Genomic DNA, 23630 nt, shown 5'->3' with positions numbered 1-23630 from the left:
CGCTCGCAGTGAACGCGGCGAAAGAACCGCTATAATGCCCCGGCATTTTAGCTCGGGCGCGCTCCATCTCTACTGAGCCCGCCCCTTATATTGGAGAAATGACATGCCTTCGTTCGACGTGGTATCCGAACTGGACAAACACGAAGTCACCAACGCCGTCGAGAACGCCGTCAAGGAGCTGGACCGTCGCTATGATTTGAAAGGCAAGGGCAGCTTCGAATTCAAGGAAAAGGAACTGACCGTCAACCTGACCGCTGAAGCCGATTTCCAGCTGGAAGCGATGATCGAGATCCTCAAGCTGTCCCTGGTCAAGCGCAAGATCGACGCACAATGCCTTGAAATCAAGGATGCTTATGCTTCGGGCAAACTGATGAAGCAGGAAGCCGTCCTCAAGGAAGGCATCGACAAAGAGCTGGCCAAGAAAATCGTTGCCCACATCAAGGATGCCAAGCTCAAAGTCCAGGCTGCCATCCAGGGTGAGCAGGTTCGCGTCACCGGCAAGAAGCGTGATGACTTGCAAGAAGCGATCGCTGCCCTGCGCGCCAAGACCTTCGACATGCCGCTGCAGTTCAATAACTTCCGCGACTAATGGCACTTTGGGGAACCCATGGGCGTTTTTGACGTCCCAGGCCCCAGAACCTGCGCCTACGCTTGAGCCCTTCGGGGCTCAATTGCGTTACTGGGAACTCAATTAAGTCGCACATCCGCGCAACAGGAGAAAGTAGATGGATTTGAACGCTGAAGTGGATCAACTGATCAAGACGTCCCAGTCGTGGATTCCGATGATCATGGAATATGGCAGCCGGTTTTTGCTGGCTGTGCTCACCCTGGCCATCGGTTGGTGGCTGATCAACGTGTTGACCCACCGAGTGGGGCGTTTGCTGGCGCTGCGTAATGCGGACCTGGCGCTGCAACATTTCATCACCAGCCTGGCGAACATCGCGCTCAAGGTCATGCTGGTGGTCAACGTGGCCTCGATGATCGGCGTGGCAACCACCTCGTTCGTCGCCGCGATTGGTGCTGCAACCCTGGCCATTGGCCTGGCATTGCAAGGCAGTCTGGCGAACTTCGCTGGTGGCGTGCTGATCCTGCTGTTCCGCCCTTTCCGTATTGGTGACTGGATCGAAGCCCAGGGCACTTCGGGTACGGTCGATAGCATCCAGATTTTCCACACCGTATTGCGCACCGGCGACAACAAGACGGTGATCATTCCTAACGGCAGCCTGTCCAACGGTCTCATCACCAACACCAACCGTCAGCCGACGCGCAAGGTGGTGTTTGATGTGGGTGTGGACTATGACGCCGACCTGCAGAAAGCCCGTGAAGTGCTGCTGGAGCTGGCCAAGGACCCGCGCGTATTGGCAGACCCTGCGGCGGTGGCGGTGGTGTCGACCTTGGGTGACAGTTCAATCACTGTTTCCCTGCGTTGCTGGACCAAGACGGCGGATTATTGGGATGTGGTGTTCATGCTCAATGAACTGGCGCGTGATCGTTTGAAAGCGGCGGGTATTGATATTCCGTTCCCGCAGCGGGTAATTCGCGTGATGCAGGAAAGTGCTACTAAGTAACTAAGCGTGATGCCATCGAACTTGGCGGAATGGTCAGGTTCGGCGTGTAGGATTAATCTCGTTAGTTAGCTTGCTAGTTGTTTTTTTGAGTGAAATAAAACTGCAATAAAAAAGCCGCTCCCTTGTGAATAGGGGAGCGGCTTTTTAGTTAAGGCCGAGGCCTTAGATCATCGTTGTAATCAAGCGGCTAATTACAAGATGTTCAGCGGGTATTGCGCGATCAGACGCAGTTCGTCGATGGACGCCGAACCGTAGTACACGCCGTCAGACGAACGATAGGTCGCTTGACGTACGCGCAGGCTCAGGTCTTTGGCTGGGCCGCTCTGGATCACGTATTTGGCTTCGATGTCGCGTTCCCACTCTTTTGCGTTGCTAGTGACGCCGTTGTCAGCGCCGCTGCCCGTGACATAACGAGTCATGAAGCTCAGGCCTGGCACGCCGAATTTGGCCATGTTCAGGTCGTAACGAGCTTGCCAGGATTTTTCACCCTCGGCGTTGAAGTCGGAACGAGCAACGGAGTTAGCGAGGAAGATGGTGCCACCGCCGTCTACGCCGTAGCCATAGTCGCCGTCACCGCTAACCTTTTGATAAGCAAGGGTAAAGGTGTGAGCGTCGATGGTGTACGCGCCTTGCAGGCTGTACGCACGGTTGTCGAGCTTGGTGGTGTTGTCTTTTTCGGCACGTTGCAGACCGGCGCCATCGCTTTTGGTGCTGTAGATGTTGAAGTCAACAGCCACCGACTGGTCTTCGCTGATCGCGTGGGTCCAGTTCACGTTGGCGTAGAGCTTCTTCCAGTAGTCTTCGACTTTCGAGTAGTAAAGGCTGGTAGTGAACTCAGGAGTCCATGCGTAAACGCCGCCAATGAAGTTGGCATCTCTCAGGCCGCGACCTGTGTTCGGCTCGTAGCTGCCGATACTGTCCTTGTAGGTATGGTCCTGGGCAACGATCGAAGTGAAGTGACCTGCTTCAAGTTTCAGGTCCTTGATTTCGTTGCTGGTCAGGGAGATACCTTGTGGCAGCTCTGGCAGCAAACGACTGTCATCGGAGGCGAACACAGGTGCGGTGGTGTACTGATCACCTACTTTAAGCACTGTGTTGGAAAGGCGGAACTTGATCGCGGCACCGCCCTTGGAGTAATCGTCTGCCGAACGACCATCAGAGCCGGTAGGGAACAGGCCGGTACCGGCGCGCCCTTTGCCGCTGTCGAGCTTGACGCCCAGCAGGCCAATGGCATCAACACCGACACCGATGGTGCCTTGAGTAAAGCCGGACTGGTACAGGCCGTTGAAACCGAGGCCGGTTTCTTCGCTGCGGCTTTGGCCGGTGTCATTGTTGCGTTTGTCACGGCTGAAATACAGCAAGCGTGTGTTGATGCTGAAAGTGCTGTCTTCAATAAAGCCCTTGGCATCATCTTGGGCGGACGCCATTGCGTACTGCGAGGTGCCTGCTGAAACAGCCAGGGCGATCATGCTCCACTTCATCACGCGCATCGTGATTTGCTCCTTTGGTTTTAGGAAGAGTACTGCCGTCCCACCTGTATTTTTATCTGGGCGGCTCTTTCTTTTTTGTGTCGGCGCAAAGTTATATCACGCAGACTCTATTGACGATACTTACCCATCTTTCCTTTCAGCTTCTTTACGAGGCTGTCGTAAATTGCTAGTTCCATGTCGCAAATTCACAGTCCGAATGTAACCAGACTGACAACTTCAATACTCATTCAAACCACCCTTCGAAGTTTGAATTCATCCCTGCCGCGTATTGAAACGCTGCTGTTTTTTATCGCGAAACACTGGCTTCCAAGCGGGTGTCGTTGCCGACGATATGGGTGTGAATGCAACAAGCGTGCACAAAGGGGTAACCGAATGTCATTTTTTCGTGAAAAACATTACGGCACTGTAAAAACCGCATAAGCACGGGCTTTTTACGCAGATTGGTTTGGGCTTGACGCCCGGGTGATTCGCCCCTTGGGTGGTACATAAATCCTGTTCCAGGACAAAACGTTACCGGTTCACCCTCATCAGTGGGTAATCGGCGGATCCCTTTGAAGCACAGGTGGGTCATTTTGGTGCATCCCTTCGAGGCCCGGATTAGCGTAGCTCAACTATTTGAGTGCATCGAAAGGGGGCATGTTTTTTTGTCGGGTCAACCCAAGGCTCTGCGCATTCGCCGTGAAGCCGGGCGCAATCGAAGGTATGCTGGGCGCCTGAAACTGACCTGCCAAACGGAGTGCCCACGGTGTTCGCCTTAGATCAACGTCTGCAACAAGACACACTGGTTATCGGGGACTTCCCGCTGTGCCGGCTACTGCTGTCCAATGACTCGAATTACCCTTGGTTCATCCTGGTGCCGCGCATCGACGGTATCAGCGAAGTGTTTCAACTGGATGTCGCCGATCAGCACACGTTGTGGCAGGAAACGACAGCACTGGCGCAGTTGCTCAATGAAGGGCTGGCGGCCGATAAGATGAACATCGGCGCGCTGGGTAACGTCGTCAGCCAATTACATGTGCATGTGATTGTGCGCAAGCGCGATGACGCCGCCTGGCCAGCACCGGTCTGGGGCAAGCATCCGGCGCGGCCTTATACCGAAGAGCAAGTGGCGGCGATTCGCAGCCGACTGCGCGATCTGTTGCCTGCCGGTTTCATTTTTACCCAGGATTGAATCATGGACTTGCAAGACCGCGTCACCGATCTGGAAAGCCGCCTGGCCTTCCAGGACGACACCATCGAAACCCTCAATGACATCCTGGTCACCCAGCAGCGCGCCGTCGAGCGCCTGCAATTGCAGATGACCGCGCTGCTCAAGCGCCAGGAAGAAATGGGCGGCCAGTTCGAAACATCCGAAGAAGAAGCACCGCCGCCGCACTATTAATGACGAGACGCGTATAAAAAAACCGCGACCCAGCCAGGCTGGATCGCGGTTTTTTTATGCTGCGAAGGCTGGGGTCAGCGACGCGGCAGTGCAGCGATGACATCTTCGGCTTGCAGGCCTTTGTCACGGTTCATGACAGAGAACTCCACACGCTGGCCTTCGACCAGAACGCGATGGCCTTCGCCACGGATAGCCCGGAAGTGGACGAAGATATCGTCGCCCGAATCGCGGGATATGAAGCCGAAGCCTTTGGAGGTGTTGAACCACTTGACGGTACCGGTATCCCGATTGGTCATGTCGTAGTTTTGCGACGCGGCCGCAGGGGACGAACGGTAGAAGCTGATGGCCAGATGAAGAACGATGGCGACCACAGCAATCACCAGGCTGAGCAGGATGGCTGGATGGCCGCCCACTTCAGGCATCGGTGCCAGGAGGGTGAGGGTTTGAACGACAACGGTCAGTACCAGCAGCGCGCTGACCAGGTTTTGCAGTTGATGACGCGTGCCTTTGTTCCAGTAAGGGATTACCGGTGCCAGCGTCAGGTTGAGAAGGCCGAACAAGGCCAGGTACAGGGCGTCGTGTTGTTCCAGGTACGGCAGGCTTTCAGGCTGCAGGCTCGGGATAAAGGACAGCAGCAAAGCTGCAACGCCCGTTAGCAGGTGGACGATTTTCAACATTTTGATTAACTCACGTTAAGACGGATCACAAGGAAGAGCTGACTGGCACGGTTCGCTTCTGAACAATGGGAGGCGTTGAGCACGTGCGCGGGTATCAGCCTATGGGGTGGGCCGCAGAAATGAACGGCCACCACACGCCGTCTATTTAACAGCAAAGGCTGTGCCTACTCAAATCAAGCATTTTGGGGTGTTGCAGCTGCTTGGGCATTTTCGCGCCAAACACTTGTCCTAGACAGGTGCGGGTTTTTTACGCGGCATTTTGAGCATTTTCCTACTGCCTGATGGCTTGTCGTCTTTGGTCAACAAGCTGTAGGGGACGATTTGCCGCACGCCACCTTGGACCACCGGGCTGCACGCGACCGACACACTTGCTAGAGTGGTCCTGCACCTGATCAATGAATGCTCGTCAATTGAAGGGGAAAAACATGGCAATCGATATTGGTATCAGTGAAGAAGACCGTAAATCCATCGTCGACGGACTTTCGCGGCTGCTGTCCGATACCTACGTGTTGTATCTGAAGACCCACAACTTCCATTGGAACGTCACGGGCCCCATGTTCCGTACGCTGCACTTGATGTTTGAAGAACAGTACAACGAACTGGCACTGGCGGTGGACTCCATTGCCGAGCGTATCCGTGCCCTGGGTTTTCCGGCGCCGGGTGCCTATTCGATCTATGCCCGTCTTTCTTCCATCAAGGAAGAGGAGGGTGTGCCGAGTGCCGAAGCGATGATCCAGCAACTGGTAGCCGGCCAGGAAGCGGTAACGCGCACTGCACGGGGCATCTTCCCATTGCTTGACAAGGTCAGTGATGAGCCGACGGCTGACCTGTTGACCCAGCGCATGCAAATCCACGAGAAAACGGCGTGGATGCTGCGTTCCCTGCTTGAAAACAAGTAAGGGTTGAGCCAGGGCGGCGCCTTCCTGGCGCTGCTCGCTTGTTTCCGCGTACTTCCTGGCGTTGTCCTACGACGATCAACGCCCCGTCTTCTGGCTGCCCCTCGCGTCCTGCTGTTTTATAGGCCCACTGCCCGATGGGAGAAGCCCATGGGCTGCTGTTTGGCAATGGAGTGTCAGGTGTATGTCACGTGGAATGGGTAAGGGAGTGATGGAGACCTGCGGTTTTCACAAGATAAAGGTCGATCCCTTTGCTAAGGGTTTCGACATGGGGCTGGCCAAGCCGCTGTCCAGGTCGGTCAGGCTCAATGGGTTTTCCACCTGCCTGCGACTTGAACAGATCTATTGGAATATCCTCACGGAAATAGCCAGGATCAATGCGTGCTCGGTCAGTGCATTGCTGTCCTATGTCGATCGGGAAGTGCATTTGCGTTATGGCAGGGTTAAAAACTTCAGTGGGCTGGTCAGGGTGGTCTGCGTAGTTCACCTGTTAAAAGACCGTGTCACCCCTGTGTACCCCGATTAGCCTGGCGGTTGCGGAGCCGGCCCACCGTCAAGGCGGGCCGGGCTTCGGGCAGAAAGCCGGCTGCGCTGCCTCGATTTACCAGATATAATCCCGCGCTTTGCTGCGCATGCCCGGGTTTTATGCAATCGGCAGGGCGCGGCGCAGTAATGATCTGATCGCCGAGACATCTCCATGCCCATGTACGACTATCAATGTGCCTCCTGTGGTCATCAGTTGGAAGCCATTCAGAAGATCAGCGCCGCGCGGCTGGTCGATTGCCCTGCTTGCCAGGCACCTGAGCTGAAGAAGATGTTGTCCATGCCGGGCTTCCGCCTGAGCGGCAGCGGCTGGTACGAAACCGACTTCAAGACCGGTTCCAAGAAGAATCTGGCGGGCGGCGACAAAGCAGACTGAGTTGAACTCTACGCGCAGGCTCCTGCATTATCCGTCCCCTGCTTTAATGTACGGTGACGAGGCGGGCCTCCACCGAATTTCGAATTACGAGAAGTGAAACCACTACCATGATGCGCAGCCACTATTGCGGCCAACTGAACGAGACCCTGGAAGGTCAGGAAATCACCCTTTGCGGATGGGTTCACCGTCGTCGCGACCACGGCGGGGTGATTTTCCTCGATATCCGTGATCGTGATGGTCTGGCCCAGGTGGTGTTCGACCCGGATCGCGCCGAGAGCTTTGCTGCCGCCGACCGTGTGCGCAGTGAGTACGTCGTGAAGATCACCGGCAAGGTTCGCCTGCGTCCGGCCGGTGCCGTGAACAAGAACATGGCGTCCGGCGGCATCGAAGTGCTGGGCTACGAGCTGGAAGTGTTGAACGAGTCGGAAACCCCGCCGTTCCCGCTCAACGAATACTCCGATGTGGGCGAAGAAACCCGCCTGCGCTACCGCTTCCTGGACCTGCGTCGTCCGGAAATGGCCGAGAAGCTGCGCCTGCGCTCGCGCATGACCACCAGCATCCGTCGCTTCCTCGACGAAAACGGCTTCCTCGATGTTGAAACACCGATCCTGACCCGGGCCACCCCGGAAGGTGCACGTGATTACCTGGTGCCGAGCCGTACCCACGCTGGTTCCTTCTTTGCCCTGCCGCAATCGCCGCAGCTGTTCAAGCAACTGCTGATGGTCGCCGGCTTCGACCGTTACTACCAGATCGCCAAGTGCTTCCGTGACGAAGACCTGCGCGCCGACCGTCAGCCGGAATTCACCCAGATCGACATCGAGACCAGCTTCCTCGATGAAAAAGAGATCATGGGCCTGACCGAGCAGATGATCCGCAACCTGTTCAAGGAAGTGCTGAACCTGGAGTTCGGTGATTTCCCGCACATGACCTTCGAAGAAGCCATGCGCCGCTACGGTTCCGACAAGCCAGACCTGCGTAACCCGCTGGAACTGGTGGACGTGGCCGACCAGTTGAAAGAAGTCGACTTCAAGGTGTTCAGCGGCCCGGCCAACGACCCTAAATGCCGCATCGCCGCCCTGCGCGTGCCAGGCGGCGCGAGCATGCCGCGCAAGCAGATCGACGACTACACCAAGTTCGTCGGCATCTACGGTGCCAAGGGCCTGGCGTACATCAAGGTCAACGAGCGCGCCAACGGTGTTGACGGTCTGCAATCGCCGATCGTGAAAAACATTCCGCTGGAGAACCTGAACGCGATCCTCGATCGCGTCGGCGCGGTCGATGGCGACATCGTGTTCTTCGGTGCCGACAAGGCCAAGATCGTCAGCGAAGCCCTGGGCGCACTGCGCATCAAGCTCGGTCACGACCTGAACCTGCTGACCTGCGAATGGGCTCCGATGTGGGTCGTTGACTTCCCGATGTTCGAAGAGAACGACGACGGCAGCTTCAGCGCCTTGCACCACCCGTTCACCGCGCCGAAGTGCTCCCCGGCCGAGCTGGAAGCCAACCCGGCTGGCGCTCTGTCCCGCGCCTACGACATGGTGCTCAACGGTACCGAGCTGGGTGGCGGTTCGATCCGTATCCACCGCAAAGAGATGCAACAAGCGGTCTTCCGCCTGTTGGGCATCAACGAAGCGGAACAGGAAGAGAAGTTCGGCTTCCTGCTCGACGCCCTGAAGTACGGTGCGCCGCCGCATGGTGGCCTGGCCTTCGGCCTGGACCGTCTGGTGATGCTGATGACCGGCGCCCAGTCGATCCGTGAAGTGATTGCCTTCCCGAAAACCCAGAGTGCTGCGGACGTCATGACCCAGGCTCCGGGTGTGGTGGATGCCAAGGCGCTGCGCGAGCTGCACATCCGTCTGCGCGAGACGCCGAAGGCTGAGTAAGGCCGCTGCGTGAAAGCGCACTGAGGTTTACGCAGTCTAAAAAGGCGCATCTTCGGATGCGCCTTTGCGTTACAAGGGTTGTATCCCACCAAGGGTGGGGTTGATAAGGTTTCTACAGAATTTCGGAGTTGTGTTATGGCTGGCCATTCCAAGTGGGCGAACATCAAGCACCGCAAAGAGCGTCAGGATGCCAAGAAAGGCAAGATCTTCACCAAGTGGATTCGCGAGCTGACCGTCGCTGCCCGCCAGGGCGGTGGTGACCCTGGTTCTAACCCGCGCCTGCGCCTGGCGTTGGACAAGGCCCTCGGCGCCAATATGAGTCGCGACATCATCGATCGTGCCGTGGCCCGCGGTGCCGGTGCTGCCGACACCGACGACATGGTCGAATTGAGCTACGAAGGCTACGGCCCGGGTGGTGTGGCGGTAATGGTCGAGTGCATGACCGACAACCGCAACCGTACCGCTGCTGCCGTGCGCCATGCATTCAGCAAGTGTGGCGGTAACCTTGGCACCGACGGTTCGGTGGCTTATCTGTTCGAGCGCAAGGGGCAGATTACCTTCGCATCCGGCACGGATGAAGATGCGTTGATGGAGGCTGCGATGGAGGCGGACGCCGACGACGTGGTGACCAACGAAGACGGTTCCATTGACGTGTTCACCTCGTTCGCCAGCTTCTATGCCGTGCGTAACGCTCTGGAAACCGCTGGTTTCAAAGGCACTGACGCGGAAATCGTGATGCTGCCGACCACCAGTGCCGAGCTGGATTTGGATGGTGCGCAGAAGGTGTTGAAGATGCTGGATATGCTCGAAGACCTGGACGATGTGCAGAACGTGTATTCGAACGCCGACATCCCGGAAGAAGTCGCGGCACAGCTAGTCTGAAGGATGATATAGATCCAAATGTGGGAGGGGGCTTGCCCCCGATAGCGGTGGTTCAGTCGATTCATAAGTAACTGACACACTGCAATCGGGGGCAAGCCCCCTCCCACATTGGATATTTACTGTGCCAGAAATTGTGTTTACCAACCTGCAGGCGTTATGACTTTAATCCTAGGTATCGACCCCGGTTCGCGCATCACCGGTTTTGGCGTGGTGCAACAGACCCCGCGTGGCTGCGTGTACGTGGCCTCGGGCTGCATCCGTACTGGCGCGGGCGAGTTGGCCGAGCGTCTGCAGATCGTCTATCGCGGCGTGCGTGAAGTGATCCAGACCTACGGGCCGGTCACCATGGGCATCGAAAAAGTCTTCATGGCCAAGAACGCCGATTCGGCCCTGAAGCTTGGCCAGGCCCGTGGCGCCGCCATCGTCGCGGGTGCAGAAGAGGGTATGGAGATCGCCGAGTACACTGCAACCCAGGTCAAGCAGGCCGTGGTTGGTACCGGTGCGGCTAACAAAGAGCAAGTGCAGATGATGGTCATGCACATGCTCAAACTTACCTCCAAGCCACAGATCGACGCCTCCGACGCCTTGGCCATCGCCATTTGTCACGCGCACACCCGTTCAAGCCTGCTGCCCCATGGCCTCGGCACGGCACGCAGTCGTGGCGGGCGGCTGCGTCTCTGATAGCATCAGCGCAATCGTTATTTCCGGTCAGGCTTTGATCTGACCCCAAGCTTTAAGGATCGAACCGTGATTGGACGCTTGCGCGGCACCCTGGCTGAGAAACAGCCGCCGCACCTGATTCTGGATGTCAATGGGCTGGGGTATGAGCTGGAAGTGCCCATGACCACCCTCTATCGCCTGCCGTCGGTCGGTGAGCCGATTACACTGCACACTCATCTGGTGGTACGCGAAGACGCGCAATTACTTTATGGTTTCATTGGCAAGCGCGACCGTGACTTCTTCCGCGAGCTGATCCGCCTGAATGGCGTGGGGCCAAAACTTGCGCTGGCGCTGATGTCCAGCCTGGAGGTGGATGAGCTGGTACGCGCGGTTTCGGCCCAGGACACCTCGGCATTGACCAAGGTGCCGGGTGTCGGCAAGAAAACCGCAGAACGCCTGCTGGTGGAACTCAAGGATCGTTTCAAAGCCTGGGAGGTCGTACCCAGCATGTTCGCACTGGTGCCGAACCAGCCGGATATGCCGGCGGCCCAGGTCGCCAGTGCCGAAAGCGATGCCGTCAATGCGCTCATTTCCCTAGGCTATAAGCCGCAGGAGGCGAGCAAGGCGGTGTCGGCCATCAAGGATAAGAACCTGAGCGCTGAAGACATGATCCGCCGAGCCCTGAAGGGAATGATTTAAGTGATTGAAGCTGATCGTCTGATCGCGGCCACCGGCCCACGCGACCGTGAAGAAATCCAGGACCGGGCCATTCGCCCCCTGAGCCTGGCCGAATATATCGGCCAGCCTACCGTGCGCGAGCAAATGGAACTGTTCATCCAGGCTGCACGCGGGCGCAGCGAATCCCTGGACCACACGCTGATCTTCGGCCCACCGGGGCTGGGTAAGACCACCTTGGCCAATATCATCGCCCAGGAAATGGGCGTGTCGATCAAGTCCACCTCCGGCCCGGTGTTGGAGCGACCAGGTGACCTGGCGGCGCTGTTGACCAATCTTGAGCCCCACGATGTGCTGTTTATCGACGAGATCCACCGGCTCTCGCCGATTGTCGAGGAAGTGCTGTACCCGGCCATGGAAGATTTCCAGCTGGACATCATGATCGGCGAAGGCCCCGCAGCCCGTTCGATCAAACTGGACTTGCCGCCATTCACCCTGGTGGGAGCGACGACCCGCGCGGGTATGTTGACCAACCCGCTGCGAGACCGTTTCGGCATCGTTCAACGTCTAGAGTTCTACAGCACTGCCGATCTGGCGACCATTGTCAGCCGTTCGGCGAGCATTCTCGGTTTGCCGCTGGACCCGGAAGGAGCGTTTGAAATTGCCCGCCGGGCCCGGGGCACGCCACGGATTGCCAACCGTTTACTGCGTCGGGTACGCGACTTTGCCGAGGTGCGTGCCAAGGGGCACATCACCAAGGCGGTGGCGGATCTGGCCTTGAACCTGCTGGATGTGGATGAGCATGGCTTCGATCATCAGGATCGGCGTCTACTCTTGACCATGATCGAGAAGTTCGACGGTGGCCCGGTAGGTGTGGACAGCTTGGCGGCGGCGATCAGCGAAGAACGCCATACCATCGAGGATGTGCTGGAGCCGTATCTGATCCAGCAGGGTTACATCATGCGTACCCCGAGGGGGCGAGTCGTCACGCGCCACGCCTATCTGCACTTCGGGTTAAACATTCCGTCACGATTGGGCGAGATGCCTGTAGTAGACGAATTCCTCGACGCAGTGGACGATTAAAAGCTTCACGCCAGACGATTTATCCGAGGTTTGTGCTGTCCTAGTGGCTGGTGTCGTCATTCAGTCGTTAAAAATGTTTCAGACAATGAAAAACAGTTGCCCAGCCGGATTGGCAACCTGAGGAGTAAGCACTAGAGTATGCGCGCGCAAAACGGGGATCAGTCGTTCGCACATCGCTGTCGCGTTTATTACGAGGACACCGATGCAGGCGGCATCGTGTATTACGTCAATTACCTCAAGTTCATGGAGCGGGCTCGAACCGAGCGGCTACGGGAGCTGGGCTTTGCCCAATCCGAGCTGGTAGGGGAGGACCTGTTATTCGTCGTGCACTCCAGCGAGGCGCGCTACCACGCGCCGGCGCGGTTGGACGACGAACTGTTGGTAAGCGCTGAAGTAGTCGAATTGAACCGTGCCAGCCTGCGTTTCAAGCAGCAGGTCAGGCGGGCAACGGATGCAACGCTGCTCTGTGAGGGGCAGTTCCTGGTGGCCTGTGTGCGCACCAATAGTTTGAAACCCCGGGCCATTCCCGAAGCTCTACGTGCGGCCTTTGCCGGCGTAAGCGGCGCGGGTAAACAATCAAAGCAGGAGATTTAGCGTGGAACCTACCGTCGTCGACCATTCCTCCATGTGGAGCCTGGTCAGCAATGCCAGTGTCGTGGTTCAACTGGTCATGCTGACCCTGGTAGCCGCATCGGTTACCTCTTGGGTCATGATTTTTCAGCGCAGCAACCTGCTGCGTGCCGGTCGACGTGCCCTGGAGAGCTTTGAAGAGCGCTTCTGGTCGGGTATCGACCTGTCCAAGCTGTATCGCCAGGCCGGTAGCAACCCGGACCCGGATTCGGGCGTCGAGCAGATCTTCCGCGCCGGTTTCAAGGAGTTCTCCCGCCTGCGCCAGCAACCCGGCGTTGACCCGGAAGCGGTGATGGAAGGCGTGGCACGCGCCATGCGCGTTGCCATCTCCCGCGAAGAAGAGAAGCTGGAGCAGAGCTTGCCGTTCCTCGCCACCGTAGGTTCCGTCAGCCCGTACATCGGCCTGTTCGGTACCGTGTGGGGGATCATGAACTCCTTCCGTGGCCTGGCCCAGGCGCAGCAAGCGACCCTGGCCACCGTGGCCCCGGGTATTGCCGAAGCCCTGATCGCCACGGCGATCGGCCTGTTCGCTGCTATCCCCGCAGTAATCGCCTACAACCGTTTTGCCGCTCGCGGTGAAAACCTGATTGGCCGTTACTACACCTTCGCCGATGAGTTCCAGGCGATCCTGCACCGTAAAGTGCACACCAGCGAAGAATAAGCAGGTACTTCCCGATGGCTTTAATCACTCGAGCTCGAACCAAGCGCAAGCCGGTCGCCGAGATGAACGTAGTGCCTTACATCGACGTGATGCTGGTGCTGCTGGTGATCTTCATGGTGACCGCGCCGATGCTCAACCAGGGTGTGAAGGTTGACCTGCCCAAGGTTTCCAGCGAAGCCTTGCCCCAGGACAACAACACCCAGGTGCTGACGATTTCGATCAAGTCCGACAAGACCTATTACTGGAACCTTGGCAGTGAAGTCGATACTCAGAAGCAGCAGGACAAGGCGCTGACCTTGCCGGCGATGACCGACGCGGTGACCAAGATCATTCGCTCCGGCAACGAAGGTGGCAAGCACACCCAGGTCTTCATCCGCGGCGACAAGGCGGTCGACTACGGTTCCGTCATGGGCGCCATGGGCGGGCTGCAGAAGGCTGGCGTCGGTAATGTTGGCTTGATTACCGAGGCGCCCTGATGCAGCAACAGCGAGAGCCGTCCGCCTCGGAAAGCTACTTCTGGCCTAGCGTCTGGGCAATTGCCCTGCACGTCCTGGTGTTTGGCATGCTGTTCGTCAGCTTCGCCATGACACCGGACCTGCCGCCAGCCAAGCCGATCGTGCAGGCGACCCTGTATCAGCTGAAATCGAAAAGTCAGGCCACCACCCAGACCAATCAGAAGATTGCGGGTGAGGCCCAGAAGTCGGCTGCGCGCCAGACTGAAGTCGAACAGATGGAACAGAAGAAGGTCGAGCAGGAAGCGGTGAAGGCTGCTGCGGAACAAAAGAAAGAAGAGGCGGCTCAAAAGGCCGAGGAATCGAAAAAGGCTGACGAAGCCAAGAAAGCTGACGAGGCGAAAAAGGCTGATGAAGCCAAGAAAGCCGAGAAAGCTGCCGAAGCGAAAAAGGCCGAAGAGAAACAATTGGCTGATATAGCCAAGAAGAAATCTGAAGAAGAAGCCAAAAAGGCTGCCGAAGAAGAGGCCAAGAAAAAGGCCGCTGAAGAGGCCAAGAAAAAGATAGTCGAAGACGCGAAGAAGAAAGCCGCCGAAGACGCCAAGAAAAAAGCTGAAGCAGACGAGGCGAAGAAGAAAGTCGCCGACGACGCGAAGAAGAAAGCTGCCGCCGACGCCCAGAAGAAAAAGGCCCAGGAAGCAGCACGTAAATCCGCCGAAGAGAAAAAGGCCCAGGCCTTGGCAGATTTGCTCTCCGACACGCCGCAGCGTCAGCAAGCCTTGGCCGATGAGCGTGGTGATCAAGTCGCGGGCAGTTTCGACGACCTGATTCGGGCACGGGCAGCAGAAGGCTGGACACGTCCACCTTCGGCACGTAAAGGCATGACAGTAGTGCTGCAGATCGGCATGTTGCCGGACGGTACGGTGACTTCGGTCAGCGTGGCCAAGTCCAGTGGTGACGGTTCGTTCGACAGTTCGGCGGTTGCCGCGGTCAAGAACATTGGCCGGTTGACCGAGATGCAGGGAATGAAACCAAGCGACTTCGCTCCCTATCGTTCATTCAAGATGACATTCACACCTGAGGATCTAGCCTTGTGAGAAACCTTCTTCGAGGAATGCTTGTCGTTATTTGCTGTATGGCAGGGATAGCGGCGGCGGATGAAAAGAACATCCTGGTTACCAGCGGTAGCGATCGGGCAACCCCAATCGCGGTAGTACCATTTGGCTGGCAGGGCGGCAGCGTGCTGCCGGACGACATGGCCCAGATCGTCAGCGACGACCTGCGCAACTCCGGCTACTACGCACCGATTCCAAAAGGCAACATGATCAGCCAGCCTACCCAGGCCAGCGAAGTCATCTTCCGTGACTGGAAGGCCGTGGGGGCGCAGTACCTGATGGTCGGTAGCATCGTGCCGGCTGGCGGTCGCCTGCAGATCCAGTACGCGTTGTTCAACGTGGCCACCGAGCAGCAGGTCCTGACCGGCAGCGTATCGGGCACCGCCGAACAACTGCGTGACATGGCTCACTACATCTCCGACCAGTCGTTTGAAAAGCTCACCGGTATCAAAGGTGCTTTCTCGACGCGTCTGCTGTATGTAACCGCTGAGCGTTTCTCCGTCGACAACACCCGCTACACCTTGCAGCGGTCGGACTACGACGGTGCGCGCGCCGTGACCTTGCTGCAGTCCCGTGAGCCAATCCTGTCGCCGCGTTTTGCGCCGGACGGCAAGCGTATTGCCTATGTGTCCTTTGAGCAGAAGCGTCCGCGCATCTTCGTCCAGCATATCGATACTGGCCGTCGTGAGCAGATCACCAACTTCGAAGGCCTCAACGGTGCACCGGCCTGGTCGCCGGATGGTTCGCGCCTGGCATTCGTACTGTCCAAGGACGGCAACCCGGATATCTACGTGATGAACATGGCTTCGCGCCAGATCAACCGCGTGACCGCAGGCCCGGGCATCAACACCGAACCGTTCTGGGGCAAGGATGGTTCGACCATCTACTTCACCTCCGACCGTGGCGGCAAGCCGCAGGTCTACAAGGCGAACGTGAATGGTGGTGGTGCGGAGCGCGTTACTTTTATCGGTAACTACAACGCCAACCCTAAACTTTCGGCTGATGAAAAGACGTTGGTGATGATTCACCGTCAGGATGGTTTCACTAATTTCCGGGTTGCGGCCCAGGATTTGCAGCGCGGAACCGTAAAAATCCTTACAGATACCAACCTTGATGAGTCAGCTACTGTTGCGCCCAACGGCACCATGGTAATCTACGCCACCCGCCAGCAGGGCCGGGGAGTCTTGATGCTCGTGTCCATTAATGGACGTGTAAGGCTCCCACTTCCTACCGCACAAGGCGAAGTCAGAGAACCATCCTGGTCCCCTTACCTGAACTGACGCGGCGCTACAAAAAGATTTGCTTAACACACTGGGGTTCATTAGGAGTTTCACGATGGAAATGCTGAAGTTTGGTAAGTTTGCTGCTCTGGCTCTGGCTCTGTCCGTAGCCGTTGGTTGCTCGTCTAAAGGCGGCGACAATGCCGGTGAAGGCGCAGCTGTTGATCCAAACGCTGGTTACGGCGCTAACACTGGTGCAGTTGACGGCTCCCTGAGCGAAGAAGCTGCTCTGCGCGCTATCACCACTTTCTACTTCGAATACGACAGTTCTGACCTGAAGCCAGAAGCCATGCGCGCTCTGGACGTTCACGCCAAGGACCTGAAAGCTAACGGCGCTCGCGTTGTTCTGGAAGGTAACACTGACGAACGTGGTACTCGTGAGTACAACATGGCTCTGGGCGAGCGTCGTGCGAAAGCCGTTCAGCGCTACCTGGTACTGCAAGGTGTTGCTCCAGGCCAACTGGAACTGGTTTCCTACGGTAAAGAGCGTCCAGTTGCTACTGGCCACGACGAGCAGTCCTGGGCTCAAAACCGTCGCGTCGAACTGCGTAAGTAATTCGTCATGCGAACGTGCCGTCGTGCTCTAACTGTCTTGGCTCTCAGCCTCGCGCCGCTTGCGGTGTGGGCTGCGGTTCCTGTGGAAGATAGCAACTCTGGCTATAACAATAGCGGGAGCAGTTATCCGCCAGCGGGTTATGGCACGAACGGCGCCTATGCTGGGGGGCCGGCGACTGCCGCTCCCTCGGCACAGGGCGAGCTGTTCAACCAGCTGCAACGCATGCAGGATCAATTGTCGCAGCAACAAGGCACCATTGAGATCTTGCAGAACCAAGTGAACCAGCTGAAGCAAGAAGGCCTGGAGCGTTACCAGGATCTTGATCGACGCATTGGAGCCGGTGGTACACCTGCCGCAACTCCTGATAATTCTTCTGCCGGTGGCGCGCCAAGCGCTGCTGCCGGTGGTGCAGCAGCAGGGGCGGCTGCCAGCCAAGCCCCTGCCGCGAGCAGCGAACCGGGTGATCCGGCGAAGGAAAAACTGTATTACGATGCAGCCTTCGACCTGATCAAGGCCAAGGACTTCGATAAGGCCAGCCAGGCCTTTACCGCATTCCTGCGCAAATACCCGAATAGCCAATACGCGGGCAATGCCCAGTATTGGTTGGGTGAGGTCAACCTGGCCAAGGGTGATTTGCAAGCGGCAGGCCAGGCATTTGCCAAGGTCAGCCAGCTGTACCCCAAGCACGCCAAGGTGCCGGATTCGCTGTACAAACTCGCTGACGTAGAACGCCGCCTGGGTCATACCGACAAGGTAAAAGGCATTCTGCAGCAAGTAGTTGCCCAATACCCGGGTACTTCGGCTGCTCAGTTGGCACAGCGGGATCTGCAACGCTTGTAAGCAATGCTGCCCGTTTAGAAGAAACCCGCGCCTGACGCGGGTTTTTTCGTTAGAATCCACGCCCTTTTATGAAACACGCTTCCTGGGGTCGGCGCGTTGGCGCAATCCCGTGAAGTGCCTGACGGAGGCGGACAGCCTGTTTAGCTGTTACGCCCGTGGCGACTATGCAAGACACATTACGCATCACCGAAGTTTTTTACTCTTTGCAGGGTGAAACGCGAACTGCTGGCCTGCCCACCGTATTTGTACGGTTGACCGGCTGCCCTTTGCGTTGCCAATACTGCGACAGCGCCTACGCCTTCAGTGGCGGCACGGTGCGCACCCTCGACGACATCCTGGAGCAGGTAGCGGGTTTCAAGCCGCGCTACGTCTGTGTGACGGGTGGCGAGCCTCTGGCCCAACCCAATGCCATCCCTTTGCTCAAGCAGCTATGTGATGCCGGTTACGAGGTTTCACTGGAGACCAGTGGCGCGCTGGATATCTCCGCCGTCGACTCGCGCGTAAGTCGTGTGGTCGATCTCAAGACCCCAGGCTCCAAGGAGGCGCACCGTAACCTGTACGCGAACCTGGACCTGCTGACGCCCAACGACCAGGTCAAGTTCGTGATCTGCTCCCGTGACGACTACGACTGGGCCACTTCCAAGCTGATCCAGTACGGCCTGGAGCGCAGGGCGGGCGAGGTGTTGTTCTCGCCAAGCCACCATGACTTGAACGCCCGTGACCTGGCTGACTGGGTGGTGGCCGATAATCTGCCGGTACGTCTGCAATTACAGCTGCACAAATACCTGTGGAATGACGAACCGGGGCGCTAAATCAGCCGGAATAATCGCTCAAACGCATTATTTCTGATTTATTTTAAATAAAGTGTTGAATAGTCCTTAAAAATCAGTATTATACGCGCCACCACACAGCGGGTCGTTAGCTCAGTTGGTAGAGCAGTTGGCTTTTAACCAATTGGTCGTAGGTTCGAATCCCACACGACCCACCATATTTGGCGGTTTAGAAAATCCGGAAGGCCCACGAAAGTGAGGATTTCCGGGTTTTTTTTTGCCTGAAATAAGGTGGCTGCGCGGGTCTGGATGAATCGCCCTAGGTTATCCAGGCACCTTGCAAACTCATTTGAGTACCCAGCTCAGCCGCAATCAGGGCCGTGGCAACACTGCTTGATTGGGAGGCGATCTATCTCCTCATCGAAGCAAACCTTCAACCCCTGCTGCGCGAGTGCCTACTCAATAGGCAGAGACCAAGGCGCCCCCAATCTCTTTTTTTACCGCTTCAAAATCTGCCGCTGCTTTGGGATCGTCCAGCAGTCTGGCTACCAATACGGCAGCACTTACCCTTCCTCCTTCCAGGTCGCTGGGGAAGTGCACCCCGGCGATGACCCGGCTTTCGGCATTGATCTGCGCACGGTTGAACAACTCGCTACGTTTCTCCGGCAACACCATGCTTAGCAAGGTGGCGTTGAGATAACCATTCATCGAGTGACCGCTGGGGTAGGAATCCCCCTCTGGTGGCGGCAGTACCGGTTTCACCAGCGGCGAGGCTTCATAAGGGCGTGGTCGGCCATAGTAATGCTTGGCCGGCATCAGGAGTTGTACCAGATCTTGCTGTGCCCGCCGGAAGAAGGCGCGGGTCAGGGGGAGGCGCTCGACACTGAACCCGGCACCGAGAGACTCCCTGGCAAAGTGGAACACGCTATCGTCCCATTCATCATCCTGCTGGACTTCACTCACCTGAGCATTGCTGCGCGCCACCTGGGCCGCCAGCACTGCGTTTAAATCACTTTGTTGTAATGATGAATCGACTGCTGGAGGCGGTGACAGGTAGTCGGCCAGCCGAAACGCATTCGCCGCCAGGTAAGGCTGGGGCGCCTGTTCCGCCAGAATGGCTCCCGAACAGGAAAGGACCATACAGAACAGTAGTGACCGCAACAGACTCGGCATATCGATGTCCTCGTTTATTGTTTAGGGAGAACAACCACCGGGCAGGTTTCTGTCGAACTCTCACCCGTAGGCTGACATCCTTTTATCGGTCATTTCCTCAACGTTTACTTGTCATTACGTGCCAGCGGCATGACGCTCTCTGCCATATGCCGACAAGGGGCGCTTAGCCAAAGCGCCCAGTAATATAGTCCTCCGTCTGCTTCATCTTCGGCTTGGTGAAGATCTCGTCGGTATTTCCATGCTCAATCAATTCCCCCATGAACATGAATGCGGTGTTGTCCGACACCCGCGCGGCTTGCTGCATGTTGTGGGTCACGATGATCACCGTGTATTGGGTCTTCAATTCGGTGATCAATTGCTCGATGCGTCCGGTGGAGATCGGGTCGAGTGCCGACGTGGGTTCGTCCAGTAGCAATACCTGTGGGCGCAGCGCAATGGTACGGGCGATGCACAGGCGCTGTTGCTGGCCGCCGGAGAGGCTTTGTGCGCTCTGGTTGAGTTTGTCTTTCACCTCATCCCACAGGGCGCCGCCGCGTAGGGCCTGCTCGACACGTTCATCCATTTCCCGGCGTGACAGCTTTTCGTGGTGGCGTACGGCGTAGGCGATGTTGTCGTAAATCGACATCGGGAACGGCACGGGTTTCTGGAACACCATACCCACGTGGCTGCGCAGGCGGTTCATCGAGTAGCCGGGGGCGAGGATGTTTTCGCCATTGAGCAGTACTTCACCACGCGCTTCTTGCTTGGGGTACATCGAATAGATGCGGTTGAACACACGCAGCAACGTGGACTTGCCGCAGCCCGAAGGGCCGATGATGGCGGTGATGCGTTTTTCCGGGATATCGATGTCGATGGATTTCAGGGAGCGCTGGTTGTTGTAGAAAAACTCCAGTCCACGGACTTGGATTTTGGTTTTTTCGGGTTCGGTACGGGTGGTGTCCATCAGTGGGACCTATTGCGTAAAAGAATCAGGCGAGATGCCAGGCTGAGTACCAGCACGAACAGCGTCAGGACCAGTGCACCGGCCCAGGCAAGTGAGTGCCAGTCGTCGAACGGGCTCATGGCGTACTGGAAAATAACCACAGGGACGCTGGCGATCGGCTTGAGCAGGTTGCTGCTCCAGAACTGGTTGCCGAAGGCGGTGAACAACAGGGGCGCGGTTTCCCCGGTGATCCTGGCCAGGGCGAGCAGGATGCCAGTCACGACGCCGGCCTTGGCTGCTCGCAACACGATCTGTAGCGTCAACTTCCACTGCGGCACACCGAGTGCCAAGGCCGCTTCACGCATGGTCGAGGGTTGCAGTTGAAGCATTTCATCGGTGGTGCGCACCACCACCGGAATCACCAACAGCGCCAGGGCCAAGGCGCCGGCGATGGCGGAAAAACCCACTTGGTGATTGGTCAGTTGGTTCAGCGGCAGAATGACGGCGGTATACACGAACAACCCCAGCACAATCGACGGTGCGGACAGCAGGATGTCGTTGATAAAACGCACGGTAGTGCCCAGGCGCGAATGCCGTGCGAATTCTGCCAGCCAGATGCCAGCCATCAGCCCGATGGGCGTGCCAATCAGCAAGGCAATGGCGGACATCAGCGCGCTGCCATAAAACGCGTTGGCCAAGCCGCCTTCGGTGCCGGGCGGTGGGGTCATCTGGCTGAACAGACGCAGGTTGAGCGCCTGGAAGCCGTTGATGATGGTGGTCAGCAGAATCCACGCCAGCCACAGCAAGCCAAAGGCGGTTGCGCCGCAGCTGAGGAACATGGCCACACCATTTTTCAGCGCACGTTTGCGGTACAGGCGTTCGTTGGCGTTCATAGGCCTTCCTTGCGTGACAGGCGCATCAGCAGCAATCGCGCCGCCGCCAGCACGACGAAGGTCACGATAAACAGCAGGAAGCCCAAGGCAATCAGCGCGGAGCGGTGCAGGTCGGTGTAGGCCTCGCTGAATTCGTTGGCGATCACCGACGCAATGGAGCTGCTGGGCATCAGCAACGAGGCGGAAAACTGTTGGGCGTTACCCAGTACGAAGGTGACTGCCATGGTCTCGCCAAGGGCGCGACCCAGGCCGAGAAAGATACCGCCGACCACCGCCGAGCGGGTGTAGGGCAAGACGATGTCCCACACCACTTCCCAGGTGGTGCTGCCCAAGGCGTAGGCCGATTCTTTCAACTGCGTCGGCACACTGCGGAACACCTCATGCATCACCGAGGTGATAAACGGCATGATCATTACCGCCAGCACGATGCCTGCGGTCAGCATGCCAATCCCCAGTGGCGGGCCCTGGAACAGCGAGCCGACAAAAGGCAGGGCGCCCAGGTAGTCGTTGATCAGGGGGGAGAGATGTTCGGCCATAAACGGTCCGAACACGAACAGGCCCCACATGCCGTAGATGATTGAAGGGATACCGGCAAGTAGCTCGATGGCCGACGCGACCGGCATTTTCAACCAGGGCGGTGCGACCTCCGTAAGAAAAATCGCAATGCCAAAGCTCACCGGAACGGCAATCAGCAAAGCCAGAAACGAGGTGACCAACGTGCCATAGATCGGCACCACGGCACCAAAGTGGTTATTGACCGCATCCCACTCGGTACTGGTAATGAAATCGAACCCGAAGGTCTTGAAGGCCAGCCCTCCGCCCCAAAGGGTCGAGGCTGCAATAGCACCCAGCAGCACCAACACCAGCATGGCGGCGCCGAACATAGAGCGTTTGAACCACAGGTCGTGGCGTTGATCACGGGCGGCGCGGCTGTCGCCCCGTGTGTCGCTCGCATGAGTTGTCATAACCAGCGGTTGGACCGTGTCGTTCATATCGGATGTGCTCACCGCCTTCCCCAATCACCGACAGTGAAAGGGGAAGGGGGTCATAGGGCGAATCAGTGAGTGAAGTCAGACTTCCAGTAATCTTCGATTCGCGTCACCAGGGAGGACGGCAGTGCTACGTAATCCAGCGCTGCGGCCTGCTGCTGGCCTTTTTCCAGGGACCACTTGAAGAAGTTGAAGGCCGCCTGGCTTTGCTCGGCATTCTTGGGCTGCTTGTACATGATGATCCAGGTGGTGGCCGTGATCGGCCATGCGCCTTCGCCTGGCGCGTTGGTCATGATCAGGTTGAAGTCTTTCGCGCTGGCCCAGTCGGCGGTATCCGCTGCGGCCTGGAACGCCTTGGCGTTAGGCTCGACGAACTTGCCCGAAGCATTCTTCAGCGAGGCGTAGGTCATCTTGTTCTGCAGGGCGTAGGCGTATTCCACGAAGCCGATCGAGTTCTTGATCTGCTTCACGTAGGCCGAAACACCTTCGTTGCCCTTGCCGCCTACGCCGACCGGCCACGGTACGGTGGTGCCGAAACCGATCTTGGTTTTCCAGCTGTCGCTGACTTTGGCCAGGTAGTTGGTGAAGTTGTACGAAGTGCCGGAACCGTCAGAGCGGTGTACAACGGTGATGTTTGCGCTGGGCAGTTTCACGCCAGGGTTGAGCGCGGCGATGGCCGGATCGTTCCAGGCCTTGATGTCACCCAGGAAGATTTTTGCCAGGGTATCGCCATCGAGCTTCAACTGGCCTGCGGCCACGCCTTCGACGTTCATCACCGGCACGATACCGCCGATCACGCTAGGGAACTGGCCCAGGCCACCGGCTTTGAGATCATCGGCTGACAGCGGGGCGTCGGATGCGCCGAAGTCAACGGTAGCCGCCTTGATCTGGGCGATGCCGCCACCAGAGCCAATCGATTGATAGTTGATGCGGTTGCTGGAATTCTTGCTGTAGTCCTGGGACCACTTGGACAGCACCGGATAGACGAAGCTGGAGCCGGCACCGGTAACGTCCGTGGCGTGGGCCACGCCGCTCAGGCATAGGGCGGTCAACAAAACAGACAGACTTTTTTTAGTCGGCAACATCACGACAACACCTCATGGGAAGGGGTAAGTGGAAGGGTCCACCTGTCTAGGACGTGACGATTTAATTCCTGATATGTGTCTGTTTAATGACGATTTGGCTTTATGAAGAAACATTTAGAAATGTTTGCTTCGGTGGAAACAGGCTCACCT

Annotated in this window: 27 protein-coding genes and 1 tRNA gene; 21 read left to right on the top strand and 7 right to left on the bottom strand. The window is 57.6% G+C overall.

Annotated features, from left to right (window positions below; translation table 11 throughout):
• The first annotated feature begins 103 nt into the window (after positions 1–103).
• Complete coding sequence (locus tag AC07V4_RS18180; RefSeq protein ID WP_003175814.1) at positions 104–589, top strand: YajQ family cyclic di-GMP-binding protein; 486 nt, start codon at positions 104–106, stop codon at positions 587–589.
• A 136-nt stretch (positions 590–725) separates the two neighbouring features.
• Positions 726–1568, top strand: a complete 843-nt coding sequence (locus tag AC07V4_RS18175; RefSeq protein ID WP_492637900.1) for a mechanosensitive ion channel family protein — start codon at positions 726–728, stop codon at positions 1566–1568.
• 191 nt (positions 1569–1759) lie between these two features.
• Here the strand turns inward: AC07V4_RS18175 and AC07V4_RS18170 are convergent, their stop codons facing one another.
• Positions 1760–3058 carry an OprD family porin gene (locus tag AC07V4_RS18170; RefSeq protein ID WP_492637899.1) on the bottom strand — a complete coding sequence of 433 codons (1299 nt, stop codon included), beginning with the start codon at positions 3056–3058 and terminating at the stop codon, positions 1760–1762.
• A gap of 745 nt (positions 3059–3803) precedes the next feature.
• Here AC07V4_RS18170 and AC07V4_RS18165 point away from each other — a divergent pair.
• A complete protein-coding gene (locus AC07V4_RS18165) occupies positions 3804–4229 on the top strand; it encodes an HIT domain-containing protein (protein ID WP_492637898.1) in 426 nt (141 codons plus the stop codon).
• Between the two features lie 3 nt (positions 4230–4232).
• Positions 4233–4439, top strand: coding sequence for a SlyX family protein (locus tag AC07V4_RS18160; RefSeq protein WP_015885618.1), 207 nt, complete (start codon positions 4233–4235; stop codon positions 4437–4439).
• A 74-nt stretch (positions 4440–4513) separates the two neighbouring features.
• Here the strand turns inward: AC07V4_RS18160 and AC07V4_RS18155 are convergent, their stop codons facing one another.
• Complete coding sequence (locus AC07V4_RS18155; RefSeq protein ID WP_003193875.1) at positions 4514–5116, bottom strand: cold-shock protein; 603 nt, start codon at positions 5114–5116, stop codon at positions 4514–4516.
• Between the two features lie 425 nt (positions 5117–5541).
• On the opposite strand from AC07V4_RS18155, the gene AC07V4_RS18150 reads away from it, so the two are divergent.
• The 17 genes from AC07V4_RS18150 (at position 5542) to AC07V4_RS18070 (ending at position 18636) form a co-directional block, all read left to right on the top strand.
• Complete coding sequence (locus AC07V4_RS18150; protein WP_492637897.1) at positions 5542–6015, top strand: Dps family protein; 474 nt, start codon at positions 5542–5544, stop codon at positions 6013–6015.
• A 181-nt stretch (positions 6016–6196) separates the two neighbouring features.
• Positions 6197–6538: a ribbon-helix-helix domain-containing protein gene (locus AC07V4_RS18145; protein ID WP_492637896.1), complete on the top strand. Its 342-nt coding sequence runs from the start codon at positions 6197–6199 to the stop codon at positions 6536–6538.
• A 171-nt stretch (positions 6539–6709) separates the two neighbouring features.
• Positions 6710–6931, top strand: a complete 222-nt coding sequence (locus AC07V4_RS18140; protein WP_492637895.1) for an FmdB family zinc ribbon protein — start codon at positions 6710–6712, stop codon at positions 6929–6931.
• 107 nt (positions 6932–7038) lie between these two features.
• Positions 7039–8814: an aspartate--tRNA ligase gene (aspS, locus tag AC07V4_RS18135; protein WP_431749773.1), complete on the top strand. Its 1776-nt coding sequence runs from the start codon at positions 7039–7041 to the stop codon at positions 8812–8814.
• 135 nt (positions 8815–8949) lie between these two features.
• Positions 8950–9696 carry a YebC/PmpR family DNA-binding transcriptional regulator gene (locus AC07V4_RS18130; protein WP_492637894.1) on the top strand — a complete coding sequence of 249 codons (747 nt, stop codon included), beginning with the start codon at positions 8950–8952 and terminating at the stop codon, positions 9694–9696.
• Positions 9697–9852: 156 nt separating this feature from the next.
• Entirely contained in the window at positions 9853–10377 is a 525-nt protein-coding gene (gene ruvC / locus AC07V4_RS18125; protein ID WP_016975450.1) for a crossover junction endodeoxyribonuclease RuvC, read from the top strand.
• 66 nt (positions 10378–10443) lie between these two features.
• Positions 10444–11055, top strand: coding sequence for a Holliday junction branch migration protein RuvA (gene ruvA / locus AC07V4_RS18120; RefSeq protein WP_003193868.1), 612 nt, complete (start codon positions 10444–10446; stop codon positions 11053–11055).
• The gene (ruvB, locus tag AC07V4_RS18115; RefSeq protein ID WP_034109150.1) at positions 11056–12114 is read left to right on the top strand and encodes a Holliday junction branch migration DNA helicase RuvB; all 1059 of its coding nucleotides are present in this window, start codon (positions 11056–11058) and stop codon (positions 12112–12114) included. It begins immediately after the preceding gene.
• 138 nt (positions 12115–12252) lie between these two features.
• A complete protein-coding gene (gene ybgC / locus AC07V4_RS18110) occupies positions 12253–12708 on the top strand; it encodes a tol-pal system-associated acyl-CoA thioesterase (RefSeq protein WP_177013342.1) in 456 nt (151 codons plus the stop codon).
• Between the two features lies 1 nt (position 12709).
• Positions 12710–13405 (top strand): protein TolQ, encoded by a 696-nt coding sequence (gene tolQ, locus AC07V4_RS18105; protein WP_010208111.1) that lies wholly within the window; start codon positions 12710–12712, stop codon positions 13403–13405.
• A 23-nt stretch (positions 13406–13428) separates the two neighbouring features.
• Positions 13429–13881 (top strand): protein TolR, encoded by a 453-nt coding sequence (gene tolR, locus AC07V4_RS18100; protein WP_161634127.1) that lies wholly within the window; start codon positions 13429–13431, stop codon positions 13879–13881.
• Entirely contained in the window at positions 13881–14954 is a 1074-nt protein-coding gene (tolA, locus tag AC07V4_RS18095) for a cell envelope integrity protein TolA (RefSeq protein ID WP_431749135.1), read from the top strand. The genes tolR and tolA overlap by 1 nt, the downstream gene beginning before the upstream one ends.
• A 17-nt stretch (positions 14955–14971) precedes the next feature.
• The gene (tolB, locus tag AC07V4_RS18090; protein WP_492637893.1) at positions 14972–16252 is read left to right on the top strand and encodes a Tol-Pal system beta propeller repeat protein TolB; all 1281 of its coding nucleotides are present in this window, start codon (positions 14972–14974) and stop codon (positions 16250–16252) included.
• Between the two features lie 55 nt (positions 16253–16307).
• Positions 16308–16808 (top strand): peptidoglycan-associated lipoprotein Pal, encoded by a 501-nt coding sequence (gene pal, locus AC07V4_RS18085; RefSeq protein WP_003209827.1) that lies wholly within the window; start codon positions 16308–16310, stop codon positions 16806–16808.
• Between the two features lie 6 nt (positions 16809–16814).
• Entirely contained in the window at positions 16815–17648 is an 834-nt protein-coding gene (gene ybgF, locus AC07V4_RS18080; RefSeq protein ID WP_492637892.1) for a tol-pal system protein YbgF, read from the top strand.
• A gap of 164 nt (positions 17649–17812) precedes the next feature.
• Complete coding sequence (queE, locus tag AC07V4_RS18075) at positions 17813–18460, top strand: 7-carboxy-7-deazaguanine synthase QueE (protein WP_492637891.1); 648 nt, start codon at positions 17813–17815, stop codon at positions 18458–18460.
• 100 nt (positions 18461–18560) lie between these two features.
• A tRNA-Lys gene (locus AC07V4_RS18070) sits at positions 18561–18636 on the top strand.
• Positions 18637–18877: 241 nt separating this feature from the next.
• On the opposite strand, the gene AC07V4_RS18065 is transcribed toward AC07V4_RS18070, so the two are convergent.
• The 5 genes from AC07V4_RS18065 to pstS form a co-directional block, all read right to left on the bottom strand.
• A complete protein-coding gene (locus AC07V4_RS18065) occupies positions 18878–19591 on the bottom strand; it encodes an acid phosphatase (protein WP_492637890.1) in 714 nt (237 codons plus the stop codon).
• A 163-nt stretch (positions 19592–19754) separates the two neighbouring features.
• On the bottom strand, positions 19755–20534 hold the full coding sequence (gene pstB, locus AC07V4_RS18060) for a phosphate ABC transporter ATP-binding protein PstB (RefSeq protein WP_492637889.1): 780 nt from the start codon (positions 20532–20534) through the stop codon (positions 19755–19757).
• On the bottom strand, positions 20534–21406 hold the full coding sequence (gene pstA, locus AC07V4_RS18055; protein ID WP_431750771.1) for a phosphate ABC transporter permease PstA: 873 nt from the start codon (positions 21404–21406) through the stop codon (positions 20534–20536). Before pstA ends, pstB begins: the two co-directional genes overlap by 1 nt.
• Complete coding sequence (gene pstC, locus AC07V4_RS18050; RefSeq protein ID WP_492637888.1) at positions 21403–22398, bottom strand: phosphate ABC transporter permease subunit PstC; 996 nt, start codon at positions 22396–22398, stop codon at positions 21403–21405. Before pstC ends, pstA begins: the two co-directional genes overlap by 4 nt.
• Before the next feature lie 65 nt (positions 22399–22463).
• Positions 22464–23480 carry a phosphate ABC transporter substrate-binding protein PstS gene (gene pstS / locus AC07V4_RS18045; RefSeq protein ID WP_492637887.1) on the bottom strand — a complete coding sequence of 339 codons (1017 nt, stop codon included), beginning with the start codon at positions 23478–23480 and terminating at the stop codon, positions 22464–22466.
• Between the last annotated feature and the right edge of the window lie 150 nt (positions 23481–23630).

The sequence above is a fragment of the Pseudomonas sp. GW821-FHT03A09 genome (genome assembly GCF_059421065.1).
This window is presented reverse-complemented; position numbering and strand designations above follow the sequence as displayed.

What these genes read in the sequence shown, in the direction of transcription:
- AC07V4_RS18140 (WP_492637895.1), top strand. Translation starts at nt 6,710, where the DNA reads ATGCCCATGTACGACTATCAATGTGCCTCCTGTGGTCATCAGTTGGAA.
- tolB (WP_492637893.1), top strand. Translation starts at nt 14,972, where the DNA reads ATGCTTGTCGTTATTTGCTGTATGGCAGGGATAGCGGCGGCGGATGAA.
- pstS (WP_492637887.1), bottom strand. Translation starts at nt 23,480, where the DNA reads ATGTTGCCGACTAAAAAAAGTCTGTCTGTTTTGTTGACCGCCCTATGC.
- ybgF (WP_492637892.1), top strand. Translation starts at nt 16,815, where the DNA reads ATGCGAACGTGCCGTCGTGCTCTAACTGTCTTGGCTCTCAGCCTCGCG.
- pstC (WP_492637888.1), bottom strand. Translation starts at nt 22,398, where the DNA reads ATGAACGACACGGTCCAACCGCTGGTTATGACAACTCATGCGAGCGAC.
- AC07V4_RS18150 (WP_492637897.1), top strand. Translation starts at nt 5,542, where the DNA reads ATGGCAATCGATATTGGTATCAGTGAAGAAGACCGTAAATCCATCGTC.
- pstB (WP_492637889.1), bottom strand. Translation starts at nt 20,534, where the DNA reads ATGGACACCACCCGTACCGAACCCGAAAAAACCAAAATCCAAGTCCGT.
- pstA (WP_431750771.1), bottom strand. Translation starts at nt 21,406, where the DNA reads ATGAACGCCAACGAACGCCTGTACCGCAAACGTGCGCTGAAAAATGGT.
- AC07V4_RS18145 (WP_492637896.1), top strand. Translation starts at nt 6,197, where the DNA reads ATGTCACGTGGAATGGGTAAGGGAGTGATGGAGACCTGCGGTTTTCAC.
- AC07V4_RS18170 (WP_492637899.1), bottom strand. Translation starts at nt 3,058, where the DNA reads ATGCGCGTGATGAAGTGGAGCATGATCGCCCTGGCTGTTTCAGCAGGC.
- queE (WP_492637891.1), top strand. Translation starts at nt 17,813, where the DNA reads ATGCAAGACACATTACGCATCACCGAAGTTTTTTACTCTTTGCAGGGT.
- AC07V4_RS18175 (WP_492637900.1), top strand. Translation starts at nt 726, where the DNA reads ATGGATTTGAACGCTGAAGTGGATCAACTGATCAAGACGTCCCAGTCG.
- ybgC (WP_177013342.1), top strand. Translation starts at nt 12,253, where the DNA reads ATGCGCGCGCAAAACGGGGATCAGTCGTTCGCACATCGCTGTCGCGTT.
- AC07V4_RS18065 (WP_492637890.1), bottom strand. Translation starts at nt 19,591, where the DNA reads ATGCCGAGTCTGTTGCGGTCACTACTGTTCTGTATGGTCCTTTCCTGT.
- AC07V4_RS18160 (WP_015885618.1), top strand. Translation starts at nt 4,233, where the DNA reads ATGGACTTGCAAGACCGCGTCACCGATCTGGAAAGCCGCCTGGCCTTC.
- AC07V4_RS18155 (WP_003193875.1), bottom strand. Translation starts at nt 5,116, where the DNA reads ATGTTGAAAATCGTCCACCTGCTAACGGGCGTTGCAGCTTTGCTGCTG.
- tolA (WP_431749135.1), top strand. Translation starts at nt 13,881, where the DNA reads ATGCAGCAACAGCGAGAGCCGTCCGCCTCGGAAAGCTACTTCTGGCCT.
- ruvC (WP_016975450.1), top strand. Translation starts at nt 9,853, where the DNA reads ATGACTTTAATCCTAGGTATCGACCCCGGTTCGCGCATCACCGGTTTT.
- AC07V4_RS18180 (WP_003175814.1), top strand. Translation starts at nt 104, where the DNA reads ATGCCTTCGTTCGACGTGGTATCCGAACTGGACAAACACGAAGTCACC.
- AC07V4_RS18130 (WP_492637894.1), top strand. Translation starts at nt 8,950, where the DNA reads ATGGCTGGCCATTCCAAGTGGGCGAACATCAAGCACCGCAAAGAGCGT.
- pal (WP_003209827.1), top strand. Translation starts at nt 16,308, where the DNA reads ATGGAAATGCTGAAGTTTGGTAAGTTTGCTGCTCTGGCTCTGGCTCTG.
- aspS (WP_431749773.1), top strand. Translation starts at nt 7,039, where the DNA reads ATGATGCGCAGCCACTATTGCGGCCAACTGAACGAGACCCTGGAAGGT.